The organism is Priestia sp. FSL P4-0332 (assembly GCF_038005845.1).
Classification (GTDB): Bacteria; Bacillota; Bacilli; order Bacillales; family Bacillaceae_H; genus Priestia.
Genome location: NZ_JBBOUA010000001.1, coordinates 4479724 through 4503361 on the forward strand (window position 1 = coordinate 4479724; position 23638 = coordinate 4503361).

A 23638-nucleotide genomic window follows, 5' to 3' on the forward strand; every position below is an offset into this window, starting at 1 on the left:
GATACACTCCTTCAATACACTTTTTTTATTTATGAAAAAAATAAGACCCTCACGTTGTCACTGAATGCTGTGATGAGTCGTTTTTTACTAAGCTATATGAACTTCTCTATATGCATTTCTTGCAAATGTAACTGTTGATATTATAACATACTATGCCTATAAGATAAATTTCCACCACCTATTCACCTCTTGTGATACAGTGAAAGAAAAGAAAGGAGAAAAACATGGCTACAAAACCTCTCGCATTTCGAATGCGTCCGACTCATTTAGATGACGTTATCGGACAGCAGCATTTAGTTGGCAAAGATAAAATGATTTATCGAATGGTAAAAGCAAATCACTTAAGCTCGATGATTTTATATGGACCTCCAGGCGTTGGAAAAACAACAATTGCCACAGCTATTGCAAAAACAACCAACACGGCGTTTCGTCAGTTGAATGCCGTTGTAAACAATAAAAAAGATATGGAAATTGTCGCCGAAGAAGCCAAAATGTCAGGCAAAGTAATTCTGCTGTTAGATGAAGTTCATCGCCTTGACAAAGCCAAGCAAGACTTTTTGCTTCCTTATTTAGAAAATGGCATGATCATTCTAATCGGAGCGACAACAAGCAATCCTTATCACGCGATTAATCCTGCTATTCGAAGCAGATGTCAAATCTTCGAATTAAAATCTCTTACGCCAGATGATATCAAAATGGCGCTAACAAGAGCACTCAACGACTCATCCAACGGATTTGGGGATAGAAAAATTATCGTAGAAGATGACGCCATGAACCACTTTGCCAACAGCTGTAACGGCGACGTGCGCTCGGCTTTGAATGCTCTGGAACTGGCTGTTTTATCAACAGGTGAAAGCGATGGTAAAATCGTTATTACCTTACAAACGGCAGAAGAATGTCTGCAGCAAAAATATTTTTCACATGATAAAAATGGTGACGCTCACTATGATGTATTATCGGCTTTTCAAAAATCGATTCGCGGCAGCGACGTAAATGCCGCTCTTCATTATTTGGGACGGCTAATTGAAGCAGGAGACTTGATCAGCATCAATCGTCGCCTTTTAGTCATTGCCTATGAAGACATTGGACTAGCTGATCCGGATGCCGGCATGAGAACTCTCGCAGCTATTCAAGCAACTGAGCGATTAGGACTTCCAGAAGCACGTATCCCGCTTGCAAACGCCGTTATTGAGCTTTGCCTATCACCGAAGTCCAACGCTGCTTACAAAGCATTAGATGAAGCGATAAGTGATATTAAAAAAGGGCTGTCCGGCGACGTTCCCCCTCATTTGAAGGATGCTCATTACAAAGGAGCAGAGAACCTTGGCCGAGGCGTTGAATATCGATACCCGCATGATTTTGATAACGGATGGGTCCTTCAACAGTATTTACCGGATCGCATCAAAAACAAACAATATTTTCATCCTAAACAAAATGGACAAGAAAAATACTTTTCAAAAGTTTTCAATCGTTTAGAGACACTAAAAAAAGAAAATGGCTGAAACTGTTGCTCAGTTTCAAAGCCATTTTCTTTTTTGTCTTTATCTATTAAGCTGCACTTTTAACGTCTTTTCGTTTTTTCATTTTTGTTGAACCTTTAAAGTAGCTGTCTAAAAGTTTAGCGACTAAACGAGCGACTATGTTAAACAACAGAACCATAATGATTAGAATAGCAGCTGACTTTGTTGCAATCAATCTTGCATCAGGTACAATTCCTTCAGAGTTTAATTTCCAAATGTGGACGGCAAGCGTCTCTGCTGGTCGAAAAATATTAAACGGGTTTACAGGACTCGTTAAGTCAGCATTTGAATTTAACATCGGCGTCGTTAAGCCAGCCGTATAAATCAGCGCAGCTGCCTCTCCAAAGATTCGTCCCGCTGTTAAAATAACACCTGTGATAATTTGTTGAATCGCTGATGGAATGACGACTTTGACAATTGTTTGCCATTTAGTCGCACCCAACCCTAAACTTGCTTCTTTTACACTCGCAGGAACAGATGCAATCGCACTTTCACATACGCGCGTTAAACCCGGTAAATTTAAAATTGTAATCACAAGTGCTCCACCGATAAGCGTATAGCCCCAGCCGGAAAATGTGACAAAAATTAATAATCCAAATAAACCAACTACAATGGACGGTAATGACGCCATTGTTTCAATACATAAGCGGACGAAATTTAAGAAACGGCCTTGCTTCGCGTACTCCGCTAAGTAAATTCCGGCTCCTAAACCAAGAGGAATAGAAATGATCAGCGTTAAAACAAGCATGTAGAACGAGTTAAACAGCTGGGGTCCGATACCGCCTCCTGCCATCGTATTGCTTGGCTTTCCAAATAAAAAGTTCGGATCCCAAAATCCCCAGCCTTTAGCGATAATTTCAACAACTAAATACACTAATAGCGCCACAACTAGAGCGGCAATGGCATAAAAGATACCTGTCCATATATTATTTACTGTGCGTGCATTTTTGTTTCTCATTGATGAGCACCTCGTTTCCCAATTGCTCGGATAATTAAAATGAACACGAAAGAAATAAGCAGTAAAATCATGGCTAACGTCCACAATGCGTTATTCCATGCCGTTCCGTTTAACGTATTAGACATATCCATTGTTAAAATACCTGTTAATGTTGCCGTTGGACTATATAAGCTTTCAGGAAGCTTAACCGTGTTTCCGATAACCATTTGAACAGCTAGCGCTTCTCCGAATGCGCGGGCAAGCCCTAACACGATACCTGTTAAAATACCTGTTTTAGCAGATGGAATAATGACTCGGCTAATTGCCTGCCATCTTGTTGAACCTAGTCCATAAGAAGCTTCTAAATATTCAGGTGCTACGCTTCGAATTGCATCGTCAGCAATACTTGCAATTGTCGGAAGAATCATGACGCTTAAGACAATAATTCCGGCAATCAAACTAAAGCCCACTCCGCCGAAGTTATCGCGAAGAAGCGGCACTAAAATTGTAACCCCTAAAAGACCGTATACCACTGAAGGAACTCCGACTAAAAGTTCTAAAACCGGTCGTAAAACCGTTGAACCAAATTTAGGCGAAATATAGTTGTTAAAAATGGCGATAGCAATTCCAATTGGAGCACTTATAATAACGGCTCCGATTGATACAAGCATGGAACCCAGAATAAACACAAGTGCCCCGTATTCTTTATTGTTTGGGCTCCATTTTGTTGAAGTCAACATTTCACCGATTGATATATTACTTTGTAAAAATGACTGTATGCCTTTTTCACAAATAAATACGATAATAGCTAACGTAACAAGTACAATTAAAATACCGCAAAATGTAGAAAGCGTACGGCCAATGTATTCGCTTTTTACATAATTAATGGATTTTTTCCCCTTCATCGCTCTGTCTCCTTACATATTCAGTATATATTCGCTTTTCTTTTTATTCGCTATATACTTTATTAACATTCAAATAGAATAAGACTGACTGTGTTAGTCAGCCCTATTCTTTTTAAAAACACTCTTATTTTTTGAACTCAGTCATTGGGATATATCCCATATCTTCTACTTGCTTAGCAAAGTCTTTACCAGCTACGTAGTCAATATACTCTTTTGCACCATCTTTTGGCTCACCGTTTGTAATCATGTACTCATAAGACCAAAACGGATATTTTTTAGAAACAATGTTTTCTGTTGTTGGCTCTACACCATCAATATTAAGCATTTTTAAACTTTCTTTTTTATCGCCGATTAAATACGACATAGCAAGGTAACTTACTGCTCCTGGCGTTGAGTTTACTGATTGCTCAACCGCTCCGTTTGAATCTTGAGCTGTACCAACGCTGTCATTTACTTTTGCGTCACCCATTAATGTTTTCTCGAATGTAGCACGTGTGCCAGATGATGCTGGACGGTTGATTACGTTAATTTTTTCGTCGTTTCCGCCAACTTCTTTCCAGTTTTTAATTTCACCAGAGAAAATCTTTTGAATTTGCTCTTTTGTTAACGATTCTACTTTTACATCTTTATTTACAACAAGTGCGAACCCGATGCCCGCTACTTTCGTATCTACAAGTTTATCTGCTTTTGATTTATCTTCAATTTTATCGGCTGCTGGAACGTCAGAGTTTCCAATGTCAACTGCTCCTGATGCTACTTGGTTAACACCAGTTCCACTACCTCCACCTTGTACCGTTACTGAAAGGTTTGGATATTTTTCAGTAATTCCATTCGCTGCTTCTTCTGCAAGTGGTTGTAAAGCTGTAGATCCCGCCGCTGTTAACGTACCTGACACTTCTTCTTTGCTGCCCGAACCACTGTCGTTGCTTGCTCCGTCTTTACCACATGCTGCTAGTGCTCCTACCATTAAAAAAGCTGCTAATGTTACTTTAAAACCCTTTGTTTTCATTACATTACCCTCCAATAAATATATGTGTAATTAGTACTAGTCCTTTGTACTCGAACAACAGGTACAAGACACATTATACGAGTAGATTGTTGTCTTTATATGAAGTGAATTTTAAGTTACTGTAAACTTACTTATTTGGGGTTTATTTTTTCTTATTTCTATCAAAACCCTTGATATATAAGACTTTCTGAATATTGCTGTAGAAGAAACAAAAGAAAGAAAGCGAAAACGTAAATTTTATGTAAATAAAGCGTTAAATAAATTTACATAAATCTCTTTTTTTAATACAGTGTAAATTCACCATCAAGCCATATTTTTCAATTTATTAGTACTTTTTATACATATCAAACAGAAGATTCCATTCAAAGCATAAATAGAACAGATATTTCCATAATAAAAAGAAGGCTGCGATAGCCTTCTTTTTATTCATCACCTACGCGGCGAATCTTAATATCACTTAATAATTCATTGATAACATGACCGCCCATAATTAATCCTGCTACAGATGGAACAAAAGCATTAGAAGATGGAGGCATTTTCGCTTTGCGAATTTGCGCTTGATCGTTTCCTACTTCTTTACGAACTTCTTCGCGAATAACGATTGGACGTTCATCAGAAAAAACGACGTTAATTCCTTTGCGAATTCCTTCTTTACGCAGACGAGTACGAACTACTTTTGCAATTGGATCTGTATGTGTCTTTGAAATGTCTGCAATTTTAAAACGTGTTGGATCCATTTTATTCGCAGCACCCATACTTGAAATAATTGGAATATCACGTTTTAAACATTCTTTCATTAAATGAATTTTATACGAAATCGTATCGGATGCATCCACTACGAAGTCCGGTTTGTAACTAAAGAACTCTTCATATGTTTCTTCCGTATAAAACATTTGAAGAGAAACGACGTCACAGTCTGGGTTAATATCTAAAATACGCTTTTTCATTAATTCTGTCTTGGGCTGACCTACCGTAGAAAGCAGCGCGTGAATTTGACGATTTACATTGGTAATATCAACATCGTCTTTATCTACAAGAATTAAACGCCCTACTCCTGACCTAGCCAAAGCCTCAGCAGAAAATGACCCTACTCCCCCTATCCCTAAAATAGCAACTGTGCTGCCTTTTAAAGTAGCTAGCCCTTCTTTTCCTATCGCCAGCTCATTACGCGAAAACTGATGCAACATGTTAAAACACTCCTCTATTAAATACACCAACGTGTATGATTAATTCAAATAAACAACGAAATTGACTATACCATATTTTTAGCAAAACGAACATGAGCATTCGTTATTTATCCATAAAAAAACTCTATGCAAATAATTACATAGAGGATTTCTTATATGTATGCTAGTCCCGATCGTGCCGTCTCGAGTGCCTTCGTTTTGAACCCGCTCTCGGCAGGTGGGTGCTCTGCTTTAACCATTGTAAGTCCTCGAGATGAGGCATGTACGCTCGTTAAAAACTCCGAGCTCCCAAGCAAAAAATTGTTCGGTCAAAACTGGATTAAGGACGAACACATCAGGACTATTTAGTTCTTGAAAGTATCTTATCACAGAAAAAATCACTTTGCAATTAATAAGTAAAACAAAAAAATCGAGCCTGTCACGTTCCAGTGACAGGCTCGATTTAACGGACGGTTCAATCGATTACGCTTCTGTTTTTTGCTTTTTTACCTGCAAATGCAGCTCGTCTAATTGCGCTTCACTTACTTCACCAGGTGCGTTTGTTAATAGACAGCTTGCACTTGCTGTTTTAGGGAAGGCAATTGTATCACGCAAGTTTGTGCGTCCTGCTAGAAGCATAACCAAACGGTCAAGACCTAACGCAATTCCGCCGTGAGGAGGAGTACCGTATTCAAATGCTTCAAGTAAGAAACCGAACTGCTCATATGCTTCTTCTAATGTAAATCCAAGCGTTTTAAACATTTTTTCTTGAATATCACGCTCGTAAATACGTAAAGATCCTCCGCCAAGTTCGTAACCATTCAATACTAAGTCATATGCTTGTGCACGGACTTGTCCAGGATCGCTTTCTAACATTGGTAAATCTTCACGAACTGGCATTGTGAATGGATGATGAGCCGCGTAGTAACGGTTGTCTTCTTCGTCATGCTCAAGAAGAGGCCAATCTGTTACCCATAGGAAGTTAAATTTCGTTTCATCAATAATTCCTTGTTCTTTTGCAAGCTTTAGACGAAGAGCGCCAAGTGCATCTGCTACAACTGACTTTTTATCAGCTACAAATAAAAGTAAATCTCCTTCTTCCGTTTGAAGAGCTTCAGCAAATTGCTTTTGCTCATCTTCATTGAAGAATTTTGCAATCGGTCCTTTTAAGCCGTCAGCTTCAACTTTCAGCCATGCTAACCCTTTAGCACCGTAAATTTTCACGAACTCTGTTAGAGCATCGATATCTTTACGTGAATAGCTAGAAGCGGCACCTTTTACGTTAATTGCTTTTACTTCTCCGCCGTTTTCAACTGCTGCGCTAAATACTTTGAACCCGCAGTCTTTCACAAGCTCTGATAAGTTGACTAGCTCCATTTCAAAACGTGTATCCGGCTTATCTGAACCGTAGCGACTCATCGCTTCATCATATGACATGCGCGGGAAAGGCGTCGTTACATCTAAATCTTTTACACGCTTCATTACTTTAGACATCATTTCTTCCGTCATTGTCATGATGTCCTCTTGAGATAAAAATGATGTCTCAATATCGATTTGAGTAAATTCAGGCTGACGATCTGCACGCAAGTCTTCATCGCGGAAGCAGCGAGCAATTTGATAATAACGCTCAACTCCGCTTACCATTAGCAGCTGCTTAAAGATTTGCGGCGATTGAGGAAGAGCATAAAACTCCCCTTCGTGCACGCGGCTTGGCACAAGATAATCACGCGCGCCTTCTGGCGTACTTTTCGTTAGAATAGGTGTTTCAACATCTAAAAAGTCATTTTGATCTAAGAAGTCACGAATTGTTTTTGTAATGTCATTGCGCATTTTAAGCGTGTTAAACATCTCAGAACGTCGAAGGTCTAAATAACGATATTTTAATCGAACATCTTCTGATACTTCCGTTTGATCCGCAATAGCAAAAGGAGGTGTTTTGGCTTTGTTTAATACCGTAATCTGCTCAGCGTGAACTTCAATTTTACCTGTTTTTAAGTTCGGGTTAACGGTTCCCTCTTCACGAGCCACAACAGTTCCTTGCACTTCCAGTACGAATTCATTACGTACATCTTCAGCAATTTTTAGCGCTTCAGCAGATTTTTCAGGGTTAAATACAACCTGTACAACTCCGCCGCGGTCGCGTAAATCAATAAAGATTAATCCCCCTAAATCACGGCGTTTTTGAACCCATCCTTTTAATAGAACTGTTTCGCCAGTTGCTTGTTCTGTTACATCTCCACAGTAGTATGAACGTTTTGTCATCATGGTTCCCCCTTATACTTGTTGTTGCAAATAGCTGACCAATTGATCAATTGATACTTCTTGCTGTTCGCCAGATTCCATATTCTTTACGTTTACAACTTGTTTTGCTAGCTCATCGTCACCTAGAACAACAACAAATTTTGCTTGTACACGATCAGCTGCTTTGAACTGAGCTTTCATTTTTTTATCTTGATAATCTTTATCGGCTACAAAGCCTGCGCGTCGAAGCGTATTTACAATTGAAACGGATTTTTCTTTTGCTTCATCGCCCATGGTTACTACATAGCAATCTACGCCTGTTTCTACCGGAAGCTCAATTCCTTCTGCTTCCAATGCAGATAATAAGCGTTCGATACTTAAAGCGAATCCGATACCCGGTGTTTCAGGTCCGCCGATTTCTTGAATCAGCCCATTATAACGGCCTCCGCCACAAAGAGTTGTAATGGCGCCAAATCCTTCTGCTTCACTCATTAGTTCAAATGCTGTGTGATTATAATAATCTAACCCGCGTACTAGCGTCGGATCTACAACATAGTCAATGTCTAAATCGGTTAAGTACTGCTGTACTTTTTCAAAATATTCTTTTGAATAGTCGTTTAAATAATCAAGAATAGACGGCGCTGTAGCCATCAGCTCATGGTCACGATCTTTTTTACAGTCTAAAATACGAAGAGGATTTTTCTCCAATCTGCTTTGGCAGTCGCTGCAAAACTCTCCAATGCGAGGTGCAAAGTGGTCAATAAGCGCTTGACGGTGAGCTTGACGACTTTCTGTATCTCCTAAACTGTTAACAACCAACTTTAATTTTTTCAATCCAAGCGATTGGTAAAAGCTCATTAACAGGGCAAGAACTTCAGCATCAATAGCTGGATCATTTACCCCTAATGCTTCTACGCCAAACTGAACGAATTGACGGAAACGTCCCGCTTGAGGTCGTTCATAGCGAAACATAGGACCAATATAAAACAGCTTTGTTGGCTGCGTTGGATTTCCAAACATCTTATTTGAAACAAATGATCGTCCAACTGCAGCTGTTCCTTCTGGACGAAGCGTTAAGCTGCGGTCACCTCGATCTTTAAATGTGTACATTTCTTTTTGCACAATATCTGTTGTTTCTCCCACTCCGCGCAAAAATAATTCAGTGTGTTCAAACATTGGTGTACGAATTTCTTGGTAGTTGAACGCACGGCAGATTTCTCTTGCTCGCTGTTCAACAAACTGCCAATATTCTACTTTGCCCGGTAAAATATCTTGTGTGCCTCTAGGTATTTGAACTGACATAACGTGATATGCCTCCTATTTTTAAAATTTACAATACAAAAAAACTCTCGCCTCTACTATTTTTCCATAGTAGGGACGAGAGTTAATCTCACGTGGTACCACCCTAATTGAAACATATGACATGTTTCCACTCATTTCGTTAACGCACGAACACGTTCATCTCCTACTAAGTTTCCCTTTTCAGAGTGAAGCCTCCTGAGTGTTCTTTCATAAAGTCATCATGTAGAAATGCTTTCAGCCTAAGACATTTCCTCTCTAGCCATGTGTCATCTTTACTACTTTTCTCGATCTTTGGCTTATCAATATAAAAATGTTATACATTCATTTTAATTTAGCAATTGCTTTCTATATTACGAATGAAATGAGCAGTTGTCAAGCACCTTTCATGTTAAGAGCGGTCTAATTGTTTTCTTAGTTTCTGAATATCTCGAAGCGTTAAACCAAATTCAGAAGCCAATTCAAGGGATGAAGCTTCACTTTCTCTGTCAATAAAATCATGAAAATGAATGCCAAATACCGGATTTACCTGCTGAAATGATTGTTCACCTTTTTCACTAAACTTCATCGTTTCTTCCTCCCTGCCTACACTTACTTATCCTTTTATTAGCATTGCCCAAAAAAGATGTTTTTACATAAGAGAAAGGATTTTTTTTATTTTCATCGAATACTCTATTTTGTTATAAAAAGGAGGTCTATCTATTCGCCATCTAAACATGAAGTCTGTATCTGTTTTGGCTGCAAGTATCCTTTTATTACTGTGCTCTTCCTCATTTGAGCGCCCAAATGTACCGGTCCATCAACCCATTATTGTAACAGCTGACTCTCTTCATGTACGGAGCGGTCCAGGACGTTCATTTTCAATTACAAATAAATTGACGAAGAATACAAGACTATCCGTTTCAGACCGTCAAGGAGATTGGTATTATGTAGAAAGCTCGGATATTCAAGGATGGGTGTTTAAAAAATTCACGAAAACCGTAGCGCTTCGCAGCGTTCAGCCTAGCATGCAGGTAGCGCAGCGTGAGCCTGTTTATACGCTGAGTAAAAGCTTGCGGCACCTAAAGGGCAAAACAATTATTATTGATGCAGGCCATGGAGGAAAAGACAAAGGAGCCATCGGCACACAGGGCACATATGAAAAAGACCTCACTCTCCGAACAGCACTTATTTTACAAAACAAACTTCAAAAAGAAGGCGCACACGTCATTTTAACCCGCACCCATGATGAGTACCTTCTACTTTCACAGCGCACGCTGCAATCGACTAAAGCAGATGCTTTTATAAGCATTCACTACAACAGTACGAACAGCTCACAGCTAACTGGCCTTATGACGTATTATTACCATCAGCATCAGGACAGTCCACTCACACATTCTATTCATCAGTCCCTTATTAATCATGCAAAATTGAAAGACAAAGGAGAACGTTTTGGAAACTATTATGTTCTTCGCGAAAATACACGTCCGAGTACATTAATTGAACTGGGCTTTTTAAGCAACGAACGGGAAGAAACGTATATTAATTCCATCAGTTATCAGCAAATGATTACGTCCGCTATCGCTGAAGGATTAAATCACTACTTTCAAAGCAAAGAAAAAACGCAGACTCATCTGTGAGCCTGCGTTTTTTCTTTGCTTTCTACAATAAGCGTGACCGGTCCGTCATTTGTAAATGATACGTCCATCATTTCACCAAATGCGCCGGTTTCTACTCGAACATTTTTTTCTGATAATACTTTATTAAAATAGTTGTAAAGCGTTACAGCATGATCTGGCCTAGCAGCTCCCATAAAGTTTGGTCTTCTGCCTTTTCGGCAATCTCCGTACAGCGTAAATTGAGATACCGATAAAATTTCTCCTTCTACATCTAGAAGCGACAAATTCATTTTGCCAGACTCATCATCAAACACTCGCAAATTCACAATTTTATCCGCTACATACTCTGCATCAGCTTCAGTATCGTCATGGGTAATGCCCACTAAAAGCATATATCCGTGCTTAATCTCACCGACCGTCTCACCTGCAACAGTTACTTTTGCATTCTTTGCTCTTTGTACCACTACTCTCATTTATAACGACCTTTCTTAATGCATAATTCGGCGAACTGAATAAATGTCTCGAAGCTGCTTAATGCGCTCAACCACTTTATGAAGGTGACTGATGTTATGAATAGAAATTGACATATGAATCGTAGCCATTTTGTTTCGGTCCGATTTTCCTGAAACGGCTGAAATATTCGTTTTAGTCTCGTTTACAACCTGCAGAACTTCATTTAGTAAGCCTCTGCGGTCGTATCCGGAAATTTCAATTTCCACGTTAAACTCTTTGCCTTCTTTAATATGTGTTTCCCACTCTACAGGAATAAGGCGGCTTTCAGCATCATCTGTGTGAACGTTTAAACAATCTGCTCTATGAACAGATACTCCTCGCCCCTTTGTAATAAAACCAACAATCTCATCTCCAGGAACTGGATTACAGCATTTAGACAAGCGAATCAGCATGTTCTCTACACCCGGTACGATAACCCCGGAATCTTTTCGTTTATGCTGGCGAACACGCTTAGCCGCAGTATCGCGTGCAATATCATCAATTTGGATCTCTTGTTCTTGATCGCGCTGCTTTCTCCACTTCTCGGTTAAACGATTAGCTACTTGAGCCGCAGTTAATCCGTTATACCCAATAGCTGCATACATATCATCTTCGTTTGAGAAATTAAACTTCTCCGCTACTCGTTTGATATTATCAGCTGTTAATACTTCTTTTAAGTCAAACTCCATTTGACGAATTTCTTTTTCAACCAGCTCTTTGCCTTTTTCAATATTTTCATCGCGGCTTTGCTTTTTAAAGAATTGGCGAATTTTATTTTTGGCTTGAGACGTTTGAGCAAGCTTTAACCAGTCCTTGCTTGGACCATACGAATGCTTAGACGTCAAAATTTCGATAATGTCCCCCGTTTTCAAACGGTAATCAAGCGTAACCATCTTGCCGTTGACTTTTGCTCCAATGGTTTTATTTCCGATTTCAGAATGAATACGATAGGAAAAATCAATTGGAACAGAACCCGAAGGAAGCTCAATGACGTCGCCTTTTGGCGTAAAAATGTAAACCATGTCAGAAAACAAATCAACTTTTAGAGATTCCATAAACTCTTCTGCATCGTTTGCGTCATTTTGAAATTCTAAAATTTCTCTAAACCACGTCAACTTTTCTTCAAATGAAGCATGCTCAGCTGTTTTTCCCTCTTTGTAAGCCCAGTGAGCAGCAATTCCATACTCAGCAATTTGGTGCATGTCAAACGTTCGAATTTGAACTTCTAACGGATCACCTTTTGGTCCGATAACCGTCGTATGAAGAGACTGGTACATATTTTGTTTTGGCATTGCAATATAATCTTTGAAACGTCCTGGCATTGGCTTCCAGCACGTGTGAATAATTCCTAACACCGCATAGCAGTCTTTAATGCTATTTACAATAATGCGCACAGCTAGTAAATCGTAAATTTCATTAAACTGCTTGTTTTGCAGTGCCATTTTACGATAGATGGAATAAATATGTTTTGGACGTCCTGAAATTTCAACTTTAATCGACACTTCATCTACTTGCTCTCGAACTTCATCAATAACTTCAGCCAAATACTGCTCGCGTTCCGCACGCTTTTTCTTCATCAAATTTACAATGCGATAATATTGCTGAGGATTTAAGTAACGTAAAGCTGTATCTTCAAGCTCCCACTTAATTTTTGAAATACCAAGACGATGAGCAAGAGGAGCAAAAATTTCAAGCGTTTCATTTGAAATGCGTCGCTGTTTTTCCTGCGGTAAATGCTTTAGCGTACGCATATTATGAAGACGATCCGCAAGTTTGATCAGTATGACTCGAATATCTTGAGCCATTGCTACAAACATCTTGCGGTGATTTTCAGCCTGCTGCTCTTCTTTAGACTTATATTTAATTTTTCCCAGTTTCGTTACGCCGTCTACTAACATTGCTACTTCTTCATTAAAAGCTTTTTCTAAATCTTTTAGTGTTATCTCTGTATCTTCAACCACATCATGTAGAAATCCAGCTGCAATTGTTGCTGGATCCATATCTAGATCAACTAAAATTCCTGCGACTTGAATCGGGTGGATAATATATGGTTCACCCGACTTGCGATATTGTTCTTTGTGAGCTTCTTTTGCAAAATCATATGCTTTTTGTACAAAAGCCACGTCTTCTTCATTTAAATATCGCTTCGTATTGTCAATGACCTGTTCCGCTGTTAGGACTTGCTCATTTGCCATGAAATCACCTTTTATCAACTAGCATTTTTAATTCATATTGTAACTATTATCTTGAAAAAATCCAAGGATGTAAAGCCTTTGCGTTTAATTTATCAAATTTACATCATTTCCATTTTACGTATTAACGTTTTTTAACGAAAAAAGAGCACCTGTATCAGGTACTCTTTTTTATGTGATCGTTCTTCTTAATACGTCATTAATGTGAATACATCGTAACCGTCTAGTTTGTCACGGCCGTCAAGGTAAGAAAGTTCAATTAAGAACGCAGCTCCAACAACAATTCCACCTAATTCTTCGACAAGCTTAATTGTCGCTTCAATTGTACCGCCTGTTGCTAATAAATCATCTGTAATCAACACGCGCTGACCTGGCTTAATTGCATCTTTGTGAATCGTTAATACGTCTTTACCGTATTCTAAACCGTAATCTACTTTGATTACTTCACGCGGTAATTTTCCTTCTTTACGAACAGGTGCAAAACCGATACCTAACGCATATGCTACTGGACAACCAACAATAAATCCGCGAGCTTCTGGCCCTACAATAATATCAACTTGTTTATCATTCGCATATTTTACAATCTCATCCGTTGCGGCACGGTATGCATCACCATTGTCCATTAATGTTGAGATATCTTTAAATGTAATACCTGGTTTTGGCCAGTCAGGTACAATTGTAATATAATCTTTAAAATTCATTCTAATGTTGCCTCCTCATTCAATCGAACGCTTAAAAATATCTTGAAATTGATTTTTAAGCTGTACATATGACGTATAAATAAAGTTTTTTTCTATTTCAATCTGCTGCTGCTTTTGGCGATAAGTCGCAGATTCTATTAAATCACGTTTCGCAGAATTTTTCACTAACGAAATTAAGCCATTGTTTATTGTAACAAATTCTAACTCAAAAAACACCTTTGCCATAAAATCAATCGTTTCTTTTGACCAGCCCTTATGAATCGCTAAATCTTCTTTGTAGCGTTTTAAATCAAATGGACCCTTTTTCGCTAAAAAGCCGTAAAACCATTTAAAATGATCGCGAGTTGGGATTGTATCAAAATAATGGTCTTCTTCCGTTAAGAAAATAGCGTATATTCTAGAAGGGATACCTTGGACAAACAAACATTCAAGCCATTTCCGTGAAGGAGGCAAATCTAATAAAACGATCTGTTCCCCTGCAAACATACATGCTTTTGCCTGTTCTTCATCTTGAATAAGAACAACATGCTCCATCGGCAGCAGCGACTTGTATTTATCAATTGTTGAAGCGTGAAAAGCAACAACTTTCATTTGATCCGTAAATACCTGCTGAAAGAAACGTTTGACATCAACTGCACTGCGATAATCAAATATCTGCCATTCATCTACAGAAATATCTTCCACCATCAGCTGCGGCTTGCGCATATTATTCCACTCATTAATAGATAGTTCACCTACTAATGATACTTTAGCTATAGGAGATACTTCATCTAATATATAGCCTAACCCAAATCCTACTGCATCAACCGATACACCGCTGTCTTCAAATACGAGTTTTAAATGATTTTTATTAGCACCAATTTTCCGCATAGATGTTGTATGAACATCTTTAATGAGAACTTTTGGCTTCGGGTTATGCATACCAAATGGAGCAAGCGCACTCATTTGTTCAATGTTTTCCAGCGTAATTTCCTCTGTTGTGCATACTGTATCAACTGATGTAATTGGAATAAAATCCTGTTCGGTTAACACGTTGCTTGCTTGTTCATTAAGACGTCTGCGCAGCTCTTCTACATCATCGCTGTTTAATGTCATGCCGGCTGCCATTGGATGCCCTCCAAAATGCGGCAAAATGTCACGGCACTTAGATAAGTTCGCGAATAAGTCAAAACCTTCGATACTTCTTGCTGAACCTTTGGCAATACGGTTTTCAGAGTCAATACTTAGTACAATTGTTGGTCTATAGAATTTTTCTACGAGCCTAGAAGCGACAATTCCAACAACGCCTGCATTCCATCCTTCTCCCTCTACAATAAGAACGCTGTTTTCATCCGGAGGATACATACTCTCAACAAATTCAACGGCTTCCTCTGTAATATCGTTTACGATTTGCTGCCTTTCCTTGTTTAACGCATCAATTTCTTTAGCTAAGCCTTTTGCCTCTTCAGCATTTGTCGTCATAAGCAAATGAACAGCTGGATCGGCATCTTGAAGACGTCCTACTGCATTAATGCGAGGAGCCATCGCAAATCCAATTGTATCCTCATTAATTTCTTCACGTTTTACTCCACATACGCTCAGCAGCGCTTCAATTCCGGTGCGCTTAGTGAGCTTGAGATAGTCAAGACCTTTGCGAGCAATTAAGCGGTTTTCTTCGACTAAAGGAACTAAGTCAGCAATCGTCCCAATTACTGCTAGTTCTAACAAATGTTCCGGAAGCTCCCCTAACAGCGCATGAGCGAGTTTAAAAGCGACTCCTACACCTGCCAGTTCTTTAAATGGATATGTACTTCCCGGCAGCTTTGGATGAATAATTGCATAAGCATCCGGTAAAACCGGCCCCGGCTCGTGGTGATCAGTAATAATTAAATCAAAGTTTAATTCACGTGCATACGCAGTTTCTTCGACTGCCGAAATACCTGTGTCTACCGTAATCACCAGCTGATAGCCGCCTGCGCTTATTTTATCAAATGCCGCCTTATTCGGCCCATAACCTTCTGTAAAGCGATTAGGAATATAAAAATCAACATCAGCGCCAAGCTGCTGTAAAGCAGATAACATAACAGAAGTGCTGCTGACGCCGTCAGCATCGTAATCTCCATAAATCATAATTTTTTCATTATGATCAATTGCTTGCTGAATACGAGCCACTGCTTTGTCCATATCATGCAATAAAAACGGATCGTGGAACGTTTGTGCATCAACGTGTAAAAACTCACGTGCCGCTTCTACTGTTGTCATGCCTCTATTAAGTAATAACGAAGCTACTAGAGGTGTAATATTGAGGTTTTCTACAAATTCATTAACAAGTTGTTCATCACATTCTTGAACATTCCAACGTTTTTTTGACTGTAACATGTCTCTTCACCCCTTAACCCACATTATTATACTAGAGTGGATGAAATGGAGCAACGAAAGAAAATAAGCACATTTTTCTGACAGTACGGCTTGAATTTTCACGTACAAAAAAACGTGCGAACACTTCGCACGTTTTTGAATTACTTGCTTTCTACTTCTTTTTGTTCCTCACGCTTCAACTGTTTTCCTTTCCACACAAGCCATAGCTGAGCAGCAATAAACACAGATGAATATGCACCAAGGATTAAGCCTACTAACAGGGCAATTGAGAAGTTTTGAATCGATTCACTTCCGAATAGAAGAAGTGCTACAACTGCAATTACAACTGTTAACACGGTGTTCATTGAACGAGTAAACGTTTCACGCAAACTTAGATTTACGATAAACGCCAAATCGTCAAACGATTTGGATTTAAATTTCTGCATATTTTCACGAATGCGGTCAAACGTAACGATCGTATCGTTAATTGAGTAACCAACAATCGTCAAGACAGCAGCAATAAACGTTAAATCAACCTCTAACTTCGTTAAACTAAAGACCGTAACGATAAAGAACGCATCATGCAACAGGGCAAGCACGGCTGCAAGCGCCATGTAAAATTCAAATCGAATCGTTACATAAATGATAATTCCGATTGAAGCAATTACAATCGCCATCATTGCATTTTTCGCCAGTTCTTTTCCTACTGTCGGTGAAACGGTGCTTACATTTGGTTCAGAACCGTATTTATCTTTAAAGTGATCTTTTAAATTGGCAATTTCTTTTTTATTCAAGACCCCAACTACACGTACGACACCCGTATCATTACTTTTCCCTGTAATAACTACGTCATCCGTTTTGATATCGAGAGACTTCATTTCGCGCTGTATCTCAGCCTGCGTAACGGTATGATTTGCCGGAATCTCTATGCGAGTTCCGCTCGTAAAGTCAATACCGAGGTTCAGCCTGAACACAGCAACCGAGATAATACCGATAATCACAAGCACGCTTGAAAACGTGAAAAATGCTTTACGGTATTTAACAAAGTCAATTTTATCCCACGCTGTAGGTAAAACGGTTGTGCCGTCATCTTTGCTTAAATCGTGAATTTGCTCTTTCTTCACGCCAAAGTAGCCTGGTTTTTTATCAAACCAGCGGCTGTTTACTAAAAGACTCATTAGTAAACGAGTACCATAAACAGCAGTTACAAAGCTTAGCACAATCCCGATCATTAACGTTGTGGCAAATCCTTTTACTGAACTTTGACCATAAAAGAATAATACAAGAGCCGCTAACATCGTTGTAATATTGGCATCAAAAATGGTCGCAAGTGAACGACGATTCCCTGCCCGGTAAGCCGATATAACAGACCTTCCTGTTTTCAGTTCATCTTTAATCCGCTCGTAGGTAATGATATTCGCATCTACTGCCATACCTACACCGAGAATAAGAGCCGCAATACCTGGAAGCGTCATAACCACGTGCATCCAGTCAAATACCACTAAGTTTAAGTAGATATAAAAACTGAGTGTAATAACGGCAATAAGCCCCGGTAAACGATAGAAAAACAGCATGTAAAGGAAGATAATTCCGATGCCGATAATACCCGCTAATATAGTCGTATGAAGAGCTTCTTCTCCAAACTGTGCTCCAACGGATGTAGAGTATAATTCATCTAATTTAACCGGCAGCGACCCGGCATTTAGCAATTCCGCCAGCTGCGTTGCACTTTTCACTGTGAAGTTGCCACCTGAAATCTCAACATCTGGCTGTGTTAACACGCTGCTAACAGAGGCTGCAGATAGATACTTCGGATTTTGTTTTGTCGCTTCTTTTTGGTACGAGTCTTTTCCTTCTTCATAATCCAGCCAAATGACAATTAAATTGTTAGGTGCTGGTTTTTGAGAAAGCTCTCGCGTGATCTTTTCAAATTTTTTCGCATTTTTTAACTTTAGTGAGACGCTAGGCTGATTGCTTTGGTCAAACGATTGCTTTGCTCCGCCTTGCGCTAAGTCTGTACCATCCATCAGCACCTTATCGTTCACGTCACGGAACGTTAAGTTTGCTTGAGTTGATAACAGATCCCTGGCTTGCTTTTGATTCGTGACACCAGCTAGCTGAACGCGGATGCGGTCGTTTCCTTCAATTTGAATGCTGGGCTCACTAACTCCCAGTACATCGACACGTTGACGGAGCGCTTCAACCGTGCTGTTAAGTGCCTTTTTGTCAATGACATCGCCTTTTTTAGCTGGACTGACTTTATATAAAATTTCAAATCCACCTTGAAGGTCGAGGCCAAGTTTAATATCTTTTGTAATTCCAGTCATCGTTGTTCCGATTGTACTAAACACAAGCAGTACTAAGAGGAAAAAGGCAACGATACGTCCTCTTTTAACCATCGACAGAAAATCCTCCTTCTTATGTAAAAAACATGAAATGATAACAATAGATAAATGACCAATCTAATTATCATTCATAACCTAATGTCTGTCAAATAAAGACCTTATCAAATTTTAATACATGTATTTTACAAGCTTTACTTTAATAATTCTTTCCAGTCTTCTCCATTATTAACACTTGAGAACATATCAGATTTATAAGATTCAATTGTTACATAACTCATCACCTGCGTGATCTTAACAGATAAAATATCATTTACAACTTGATGGAGAGATAGCTCCCTTTCTTTTTTCCATTTTTTCATTTCTAAATAACTCAATAAATCGTTCTCCGTTACTTCTTCATATCCAAGCATATGAAATTCTTCCATTTTGCTGGATAAGACAGGCTGTATAAGTTCTTTCGAAGCTGAAATAAATGGATGTGTCATATCGATCCTCCTTTCCGTTTGACATTTTGCGTAAAATTTCTTTCTCGTATGAGGAATACTTGTCATGCTTGGACACCGGGGGCGCATATATTCACTGTATAAACCTCAAGAAAGAGTGAGTATATGTCTAAATTTTTACAGGGAACTATTATTTTAATAATTGCTGGCTTAATTACACGTGTACTCGGGTTTGTCAATCGAATTGTGGTGGCTCGAATGATTGGAGACGAAGGTGTGGGACTTTATATGATGGCGGTCCCCACGCTGGTATTAGTAATCACCTTAACACAGCTTGGGCTACCGGTTGCCATATCCAAGTTAGTGGCAGAAGCAGAAGCTTTAGGTGACAGGCATAAAATAAAAAAAATACTTGTCGTCTCTTTAAGTATTACGTGTACGCTGAGCATTTTATTTACGCTCGGACTAATATTATTCGCTCCCGTTGTAGCAAAAACCTTCTTTACAGATTCACGTACGATCTATCCGCTGCTTGCGATTATTCCAGTTATTCCAATCATCGCCGTCTCGTCTGTCATCCGCGGATATTTTCAAGGAAAGCAGCAAATGAAGCCTGCCGCTTATTCTCAAATTATCGAACAAGTGGTGCGCATTACGTTAATTGCCGTATGTACAAAAGCATTTTTGCCTTATGGAATTGAGTACGCTGCGGCTGGCGCTATGCTATCTTCTGTATTTGGAGAACTAGCTTCACTGTTTTATATGGTGTTTATGTTCAAGCGAAAGAAGAAAATAACGGTAAGACGAAAATTTTTTGCTTCTTTACATGCAGGCAAAGATACGTTCTTTGACTTAATGCGAATCGCTCTTCCCACGACAGGAAGCCGCATGATTGGGTCAATTTCTTGGTTTTTAGAACCGATTGTAGTAGCTCAAAGTTTAGCAATTGCAGGAGTAGCGACAGCTGTAGCAACGAAGCAGTACGGGGAATTAACAGGCTTTGCACTCCCTCTCCTGATGTTGCCTTCTTTTGTAACGGTGTCTCTATCCACTTCTTTGGTTCCCGCAATCAGTGAATCTCTTGCACAGAATCAAATGAAACAAATCGAATATCGGCTTCATCAAGCTCTCCGCTTGTCGTTTGTAACAGGCGGTCTGGCCGTTGTTGTTCTTTATGTATTTGCTAATCCGGTAATGGAATTGATGTATGGTTCTGACAAAGCTGCTATTTTTGTCAAAGTAATGGCGCCTTTTTTTATCTTTTATTACTTTCAAGGGCCGCTTCAAGCTGTTCTGCAAGCGCTAGACCTTGCAAAAGCCGCCATGATTAACAGTTTTATAGGAGCAGCGGTCAAAACATCTCTTATCTTCTTACTCGCAACTCAGCCCAATCTAGGCATTATGGGAGCTGGTCTTGCAATTGTTGTTGGAATGATGCTTGTCACTCTTTTACATCTGTCTACGGTTATGAAAAAAATTACGTATAAGCTTCATGTGTTTGAGTACCTTCGCAGCTTTGCTGTAATGGGCATATCAGGTTTTACCGGACACTTCGCTTATATGAATCTTTTCACTTCCATCCCTTTGAGCTTACGAACCGTTTTATCAATTGCACTTACAAGCGTTGTATACGTACTGTTTTTGCTGCTTTTTAGACTGATAACAAAAGAAGAATTAAACCGTTTTTCTGTTTTACGCTATTTTAAACGAAAATAAAACGCGGAGCAATCCGCGTTTTATTGTTTCACATCTACCAAATCTATAAAAAATTTTCCGTTGTCGTAGCTGCAATATGAAATCTTATCTAAGTTTGAATACCCTAGCTTTGCCAGCTCTGTCTTTAACCATTCCGTCGTTTGATGTTCATGCAGCAGATGCTCTTCTTGAATAATGCCGTCAATGATAAAAGGCAAATTCAAATTGCCTTTTTCACGTGATTGCTGATCTTTTTCAAACACGGATAGCCTTCCTGAAGATTCTAAAATAGCAAATTCAACATCAGCTACATTTTTTATATTTTTATCTCGCAGCTGCACGAGCAAGTCATTGAAGTTATATCGCTGCCTTTTCATTTCATGTTCGTTTATTTTTCCATTTTCAATGATAATACTAGGTTTGCCATCAATAAAATTTCGCATTCGATTGCTTTTAAGAGACCATATAGCTAAGCCGATTTGAATAATAAGAAGCGTTAACATCGGAAGAATTGAATACAGCAAAGGATCTTTCGGGTTTTCAATAGCCATTACTGCCATTTCAGCAATCATAATAAAGACAACTAAATCCAAAATGCTCAGCTCTCCTATTTCCCTTTTACCCATGACGCGAAAAATAATTAAAACTACTACGTATAAAAGCACGGTTCGCGCAACCATGATCAATAGTTCCACTGCAAAGACCTCCTTTATGTATTCCCTTGTAGTTTGTACCATTTATTTTAAAATAGCCTTACTTTTATGCGTCTATTTTGAAGTCATCCCGAATATGCTCGTACTAAGGGTTCACCTATCTTTTTATTTCATGAGGGGGAAACAAGTTGGGTGCAAAACGAATGAGTAACGCTGTATTTGCGGGAGTAGCAACAATCTTAGTGATGGCTTTAGCGATTAGCATTATCTTTTCGCTTATTTTAAAATTCACATCGGTTGAAGAACAGTCGGTCCGTTTATTTTTACTTATTCTCTCATTTATTACACTGTTTATCGGAGGATTTATTGCGGGAGGACGAAACGGTTCAAAGGGACTTCTTGTTGGAGGAGCCACTGGTGTTTCTTATTCTTTTTTAATGTTTTTACTACAATTCCTCGGCTATAGTCACCTGTTTTCTGCACAGCAGCTGTTATTTCACGCTGGATTTATTGGAGTCGCTATTCTCGGGGGAATTGTTGGCGTAAACATTGCCGGTTCACGAGAAGCATAAAAAAACGTCACGTACATGTACGTGACGTTTTTTTATTAATCTACGCTTCTTACTTCACGAATAGCATTGCGATCAAACGTTAATTTTGAACCGTCAGTGCTGCGAACCACAACTTGTGACTCATCAATTGCGTCTACCAAACCGTGCATACCGCCAATTGTAACAACCTTATCACCTTTTTTAAGTGCTGATTGCATTTGCTGTACGTTTTTTTGACGTTTTTGCTGTGGACGGATTAACAAGAAATAGAAAATGACAAACATTAAAAGTAATGGCCAAATATTTTGTAAAACACCCATGAAAACTCCTCCTTTTATTTATATTATCAACAGGTACTCATTCATAAATTTGATGAAAATTCCTGTAGTGACCTAGAAATTCTTTGCGTCCGGGCCGTTAAACCCATATTTTTCAAAGAACTCATCGCGGAAATCGCCAAGTCGGTCTTCGCGAATGGCTTCACGGACTTGCTCCATTAAGTTTAGCAGAAAATATAAGTTATGGTAAGATGTTAAACGAATTCCAAACGTTTCATTACAACGAATTAAGTGGCGAATATACGCTCTTGAATAATTTTGACATGTATAGCAGTCACAATTTGGATCAATCGGACCGAAGTCTTCTGCATATTTTGCATTTTTAACAACAAGACGACCTTCGCTTGTCATAAGCGTTCCGTTACGTGCAATACGCGTTGGTAATACGCAATCAAACATATCGATCCCGCGAATCGCTCCATCAATTAACGAGTCAGGTGATCCTACTCCCATTAAATAACGTGGTTTGTCGGTTGGTAAGTATGGCGTCGTAAACTCAAGCACACGATTCATTACATCTTTTGGTTCTCCAACTGACAGGCCTCCCACAGCATAACCTGGGAAGTCCATTGAAACTAAATCAGCTGCACTTTGACGGCGTAAATCTTCAAACTCTCCGCCTTGAACAATCCCAAAAAGACCTTGGTCTTGAGGGCGGCTGTGAGCCTCAAGGCATCGCTCTGCCCAGCGGCTTGTGCGTTCAACTGAACGTTTTAAGTAGTCATATTCTGCTGGATAAGGTGGACATTCATCAAATGCCATCATAATATCAGACCCAAGCGCATTTTGAATGTCCATCGCTTTTTCTGGAGATAAGAAAAGCTTGTCTCCATTCAAATGGTTGCGGAAATGAACTCCTTCTTCTTCAATACGGCGCAAATCACTTAAGCTAAAAACTTGGAAGCCGCCTGAATCCGTTAAGATGGGACGATCCCAGTTCATAAATTTATGAAGGCCTCCCGCTTTTTTAACAATTTCATGACCCGGACGAAGCCATAAATGATACGTATTACTTAAAATAATGCCTGCTCCCATTGCTTTTAAATCTTCCGGAGACATTGTTTTTACTGTAGCTAATGTGCCTACTGGCATAAAAATAGGCGTTTCAAATGAGCCGTGAGGCGTATGGACAATCCCTAAACGCGCTCCTGTTTGTTTACAAGTTTTTATATGTTCGTAACGAATTGCTGTCATTGATGTATTCCTTTCATGTTAA

Annotated in this window: 20 protein-coding genes, 1 other RNA gene and 1 other annotated feature; of the genes, 4 read left to right on the forward strand and 17 right to left on the reverse strand. The window is 39.2% G+C overall.

Annotated features, from left to right (window positions below):
- Window positions 1-224 precede the first annotated feature (224 nt).
- Window positions 225-1502: a replication-associated recombination protein A gene (locus tag MKY06_RS23540; RefSeq protein ID WP_064472148.1), complete on the forward strand. Its 1278-nt coding sequence runs from the start codon at window positions 225-227 to the stop codon at window positions 1500-1502.
- A 46-nt stretch (window positions 1503-1548) separates the two neighbouring features.
- On the opposite strand, the gene pstA is transcribed toward MKY06_RS23540, so the two are convergent.
- The 8 genes from pstA to MKY06_RS23580 form a co-directional block, all read right to left on the reverse strand.
- The gene (gene pstA / locus MKY06_RS23545; protein ID WP_064472149.1) at window positions 1549-2478 is read right to left on the reverse strand and encodes a phosphate ABC transporter permease PstA; all 930 of its coding nucleotides are present in this window, start codon (window positions 2476-2478) and stop codon (window positions 1549-1551) included.
- Window positions 2475-3362, reverse strand: a complete 888-nt coding sequence (pstC, locus tag MKY06_RS23550) for a phosphate ABC transporter permease subunit PstC (RefSeq protein ID WP_013059300.1) — start codon at window positions 3360-3362, stop codon at window positions 2475-2477. The genes pstA and pstC overlap by 4 nt, the downstream gene beginning before the upstream one ends.
- Before the next feature lie 124 nt (window positions 3363-3486).
- Complete coding sequence (locus tag MKY06_RS23555) at window positions 3487-4371, reverse strand: phosphate ABC transporter substrate-binding protein PstS family protein (RefSeq protein WP_013059301.1); 885 nt, start codon at window positions 4369-4371, stop codon at window positions 3487-3489.
- 422 nt (window positions 4372-4793) lie between these two features.
- Complete coding sequence (locus MKY06_RS23560) at window positions 4794-5558, reverse strand: tRNA threonylcarbamoyladenosine dehydratase (protein ID WP_013059302.1); 765 nt, start codon at window positions 5556-5558, stop codon at window positions 4794-4796.
- A gap of 162 nt (window positions 5559-5720) precedes the next feature.
- Window positions 5721-5902: non-coding RNA, 6S RNA (gene ssrS, locus MKY06_RS23565), on the reverse strand.
- Between the two features lie 118 nt (window positions 5903-6020).
- On the reverse strand, window positions 6021-7799 hold the full coding sequence (aspS, locus tag MKY06_RS23570; protein WP_013059303.1) for an aspartate--tRNA ligase: 1779 nt from the start codon (window positions 7797-7799) through the stop codon (window positions 6021-6023).
- A 12-nt stretch (window positions 7800-7811) separates the two neighbouring features.
- On the reverse strand, window positions 7812-9080 hold the full coding sequence (gene hisS, locus MKY06_RS23575) for a histidine--tRNA ligase (protein ID WP_013059304.1): 1269 nt from the start codon (window positions 9078-9080) through the stop codon (window positions 7812-7814).
- Window positions 9081-9148: 68 nt separating this feature from the next.
- Window positions 9149-9381: a binding site (T-box leader), on the reverse strand.
- 87 nt (window positions 9382-9468) lie between these two features.
- Entirely contained in the window at window positions 9469-9645 is a 177-nt protein-coding gene (locus tag MKY06_RS23580; protein ID WP_013059305.1) for a hypothetical protein, read from the reverse strand.
- A gap of 166 nt (window positions 9646-9811) precedes the next feature.
- Between MKY06_RS23580 and MKY06_RS23585 the strand changes: the two genes are divergently transcribed.
- Window positions 9812-10696: an N-acetylmuramoyl-L-alanine amidase gene (locus MKY06_RS23585; protein ID WP_223268964.1), complete on the forward strand. Its 885-nt coding sequence runs from the start codon at window positions 9812-9814 to the stop codon at window positions 10694-10696.
- Here MKY06_RS23585 and dtd read toward each other — a convergent pair.
- The 6 genes from dtd to MKY06_RS23615 all read right to left on the reverse strand — a co-directional run bounded on the left by dtd (window position 10687) and on the right by MKY06_RS23615 (window position 19227).
- Complete coding sequence (dtd, locus tag MKY06_RS23590) at window positions 10687-11148, reverse strand: D-aminoacyl-tRNA deacylase (protein ID WP_013059307.1); 462 nt, start codon at window positions 11146-11148, stop codon at window positions 10687-10689. The genes MKY06_RS23585 and dtd overlap by 10 nt on opposite strands.
- A gap of 15 nt (window positions 11149-11163) precedes the next feature.
- Entirely contained in the window at window positions 11164-13362 is a 2199-nt protein-coding gene (locus MKY06_RS23595; RefSeq protein ID WP_013059308.1) for a RelA/SpoT family protein, read from the reverse strand.
- 185 nt (window positions 13363-13547) lie between these two features.
- On the reverse strand, window positions 13548-14060 hold the full coding sequence (locus MKY06_RS23600; RefSeq protein WP_013059309.1) for an adenine phosphoribosyltransferase: 513 nt from the start codon (window positions 14058-14060) through the stop codon (window positions 13548-13550).
- A 15-nt stretch (window positions 14061-14075) separates the two neighbouring features.
- Window positions 14076-16418: a single-stranded-DNA-specific exonuclease RecJ gene (gene recJ / locus MKY06_RS23605; RefSeq protein WP_025601344.1), complete on the reverse strand. Its 2343-nt coding sequence runs from the start codon at window positions 16416-16418 to the stop codon at window positions 14076-14078.
- 140 nt (window positions 16419-16558) lie between these two features.
- Complete coding sequence (gene secDF, locus MKY06_RS23610) at window positions 16559-18796, reverse strand: protein translocase subunit SecDF (protein ID WP_013059311.1); 2238 nt, start codon at window positions 18794-18796, stop codon at window positions 16559-16561.
- Window positions 18797-18933: 137 nt separating this feature from the next.
- Complete coding sequence (locus MKY06_RS23615) at window positions 18934-19227, reverse strand: post-transcriptional regulator (protein ID WP_013059312.1); 294 nt, start codon at window positions 19225-19227, stop codon at window positions 18934-18936.
- Window positions 19228-19350: 123 nt separating this feature from the next.
- Between MKY06_RS23615 and spoVB the strand changes: the two genes are divergently transcribed.
- Entirely contained in the window at window positions 19351-20901 is a 1551-nt protein-coding gene (gene spoVB / locus MKY06_RS23620; RefSeq protein WP_025601348.1) for a stage V sporulation protein B, read from the forward strand.
- 20 nt (window positions 20902-20921) lie between these two features.
- Here the strand turns inward: spoVB and MKY06_RS23625 are convergent, their stop codons facing one another.
- Entirely contained in the window at window positions 20922-21575 is a 654-nt protein-coding gene (locus tag MKY06_RS23625; RefSeq protein ID WP_025601350.1) for a DUF421 domain-containing protein, read from the reverse strand.
- 146 nt (window positions 21576-21721) lie between these two features.
- Here MKY06_RS23625 and MKY06_RS23630 point away from each other — a divergent pair, with 146 nt between their 5' ends.
- Entirely contained in the window at window positions 21722-22105 is a 384-nt protein-coding gene (locus tag MKY06_RS23630; protein WP_025601352.1) for a TIGR04086 family membrane protein, read from the forward strand.
- A gap of 35 nt (window positions 22106-22140) precedes the next feature.
- Here MKY06_RS23630 and yajC read toward each other — a convergent pair whose 3' ends face one another.
- Both yajC and tgt read right to left on the reverse strand, forming a co-directional pair.
- On the reverse strand, window positions 22141-22404 hold the full coding sequence (yajC, locus tag MKY06_RS23635) for a preprotein translocase subunit YajC (protein ID WP_013059316.1): 264 nt from the start codon (window positions 22402-22404) through the stop codon (window positions 22141-22143).
- Window positions 22405-22476: 72 nt separating this feature from the next.
- A complete protein-coding gene (gene tgt, locus MKY06_RS23640; RefSeq protein WP_013059317.1) occupies window positions 22477-23616 on the reverse strand; it encodes a tRNA guanosine(34) transglycosylase Tgt in 1140 nt (379 codons plus the stop codon).
- Window positions 23617-23638: the final 22 nt, after the last annotated feature.

Bases quoted from the DNA above. Each gene is read 5' to 3' on its own strand.
- MKY06_RS23540 (WP_064472148.1), top strand. From the start codon at position 225: ATGGCTACAAAACCTCTCGCATTTCGAATGCGTCCGACTCATTTAGAT.
- pstA (WP_064472149.1), bottom strand. From the start codon at position 2,478: ATGAGAAACAAAAATGCACGCACAGTAAATAATATATGGACAGGTATC.
- pstC (WP_013059300.1), bottom strand. From the start codon at position 3,362: ATGAAGGGGAAAAAATCCATTAATTATGTAAAAAGCGAATACATTGGC.
- MKY06_RS23555 (WP_013059301.1), bottom strand. From the start codon at position 4,371: ATGAAAACAAAGGGTTTTAAAGTAACATTAGCAGCTTTTTTAATGGTA.
- MKY06_RS23560 (WP_013059302.1), bottom strand. From the start codon at position 5,558: ATGTTGCATCAGTTTTCGCGTAATGAGCTGGCGATAGGAAAAGAAGGG.
- aspS (WP_013059303.1), bottom strand. From the start codon at position 7,799: ATGACAAAACGTTCATACTACTGTGGAGATGTAACAGAACAAGCAACT.
- hisS (WP_013059304.1), bottom strand. From the start codon at position 9,080: ATGTCAGTTCAAATACCTAGAGGCACACAAGATATTTTACCGGGCAAA.
- MKY06_RS23580 (WP_013059305.1), bottom strand. From the start codon at position 9,645: ATGAAGTTTAGTGAAAAAGGTGAACAATCATTTCAGCAGGTAAATCCG.
- dtd (WP_013059307.1), bottom strand. From the start codon at position 11,148: ATGAGAGTAGTGGTACAAAGAGCAAAGAATGCAAAAGTAACTGTTGCA.
- MKY06_RS23595 (WP_013059308.1), bottom strand. From the start codon at position 13,362: ATGGCAAATGAGCAAGTCCTAACAGCGGAACAGGTCATTGACAATACG.
- MKY06_RS23600 (WP_013059309.1), bottom strand. From the start codon at position 14,060: ATGAATTTTAAAGATTATATTACAATTGTACCTGACTGGCCAAAACCA.
- recJ (WP_025601344.1), bottom strand. From the start codon at position 16,418: ATGTTACAGTCAAAAAAACGTTGGAATGTTCAAGAATGTGATGAACAA.
- secDF (WP_013059311.1), bottom strand. From the start codon at position 18,796: ATGGTTAAAAGAGGACGTATCGTTGCCTTTTTCCTCTTAGTACTGCTT.
- MKY06_RS23615 (WP_013059312.1), bottom strand. From the start codon at position 19,227: ATGACACATCCATTTATTTCAGCTTCGAAAGAACTTATACAGCCTGTC.
- spoVB (WP_025601348.1), top strand. From the start codon at position 19,351: ATGTCTAAATTTTTACAGGGAACTATTATTTTAATAATTGCTGGCTTA.
- yajC (WP_013059316.1), bottom strand. From the start codon at position 22,404: ATGGGTGTTTTACAAAATATTTGGCCATTACTTTTAATGTTTGTCATT.
- tgt (WP_013059317.1), bottom strand. From the start codon at position 23,616: ATGACAGCAATTCGTTACGAACATATAAAAACTTGTAAACAAACAGGA.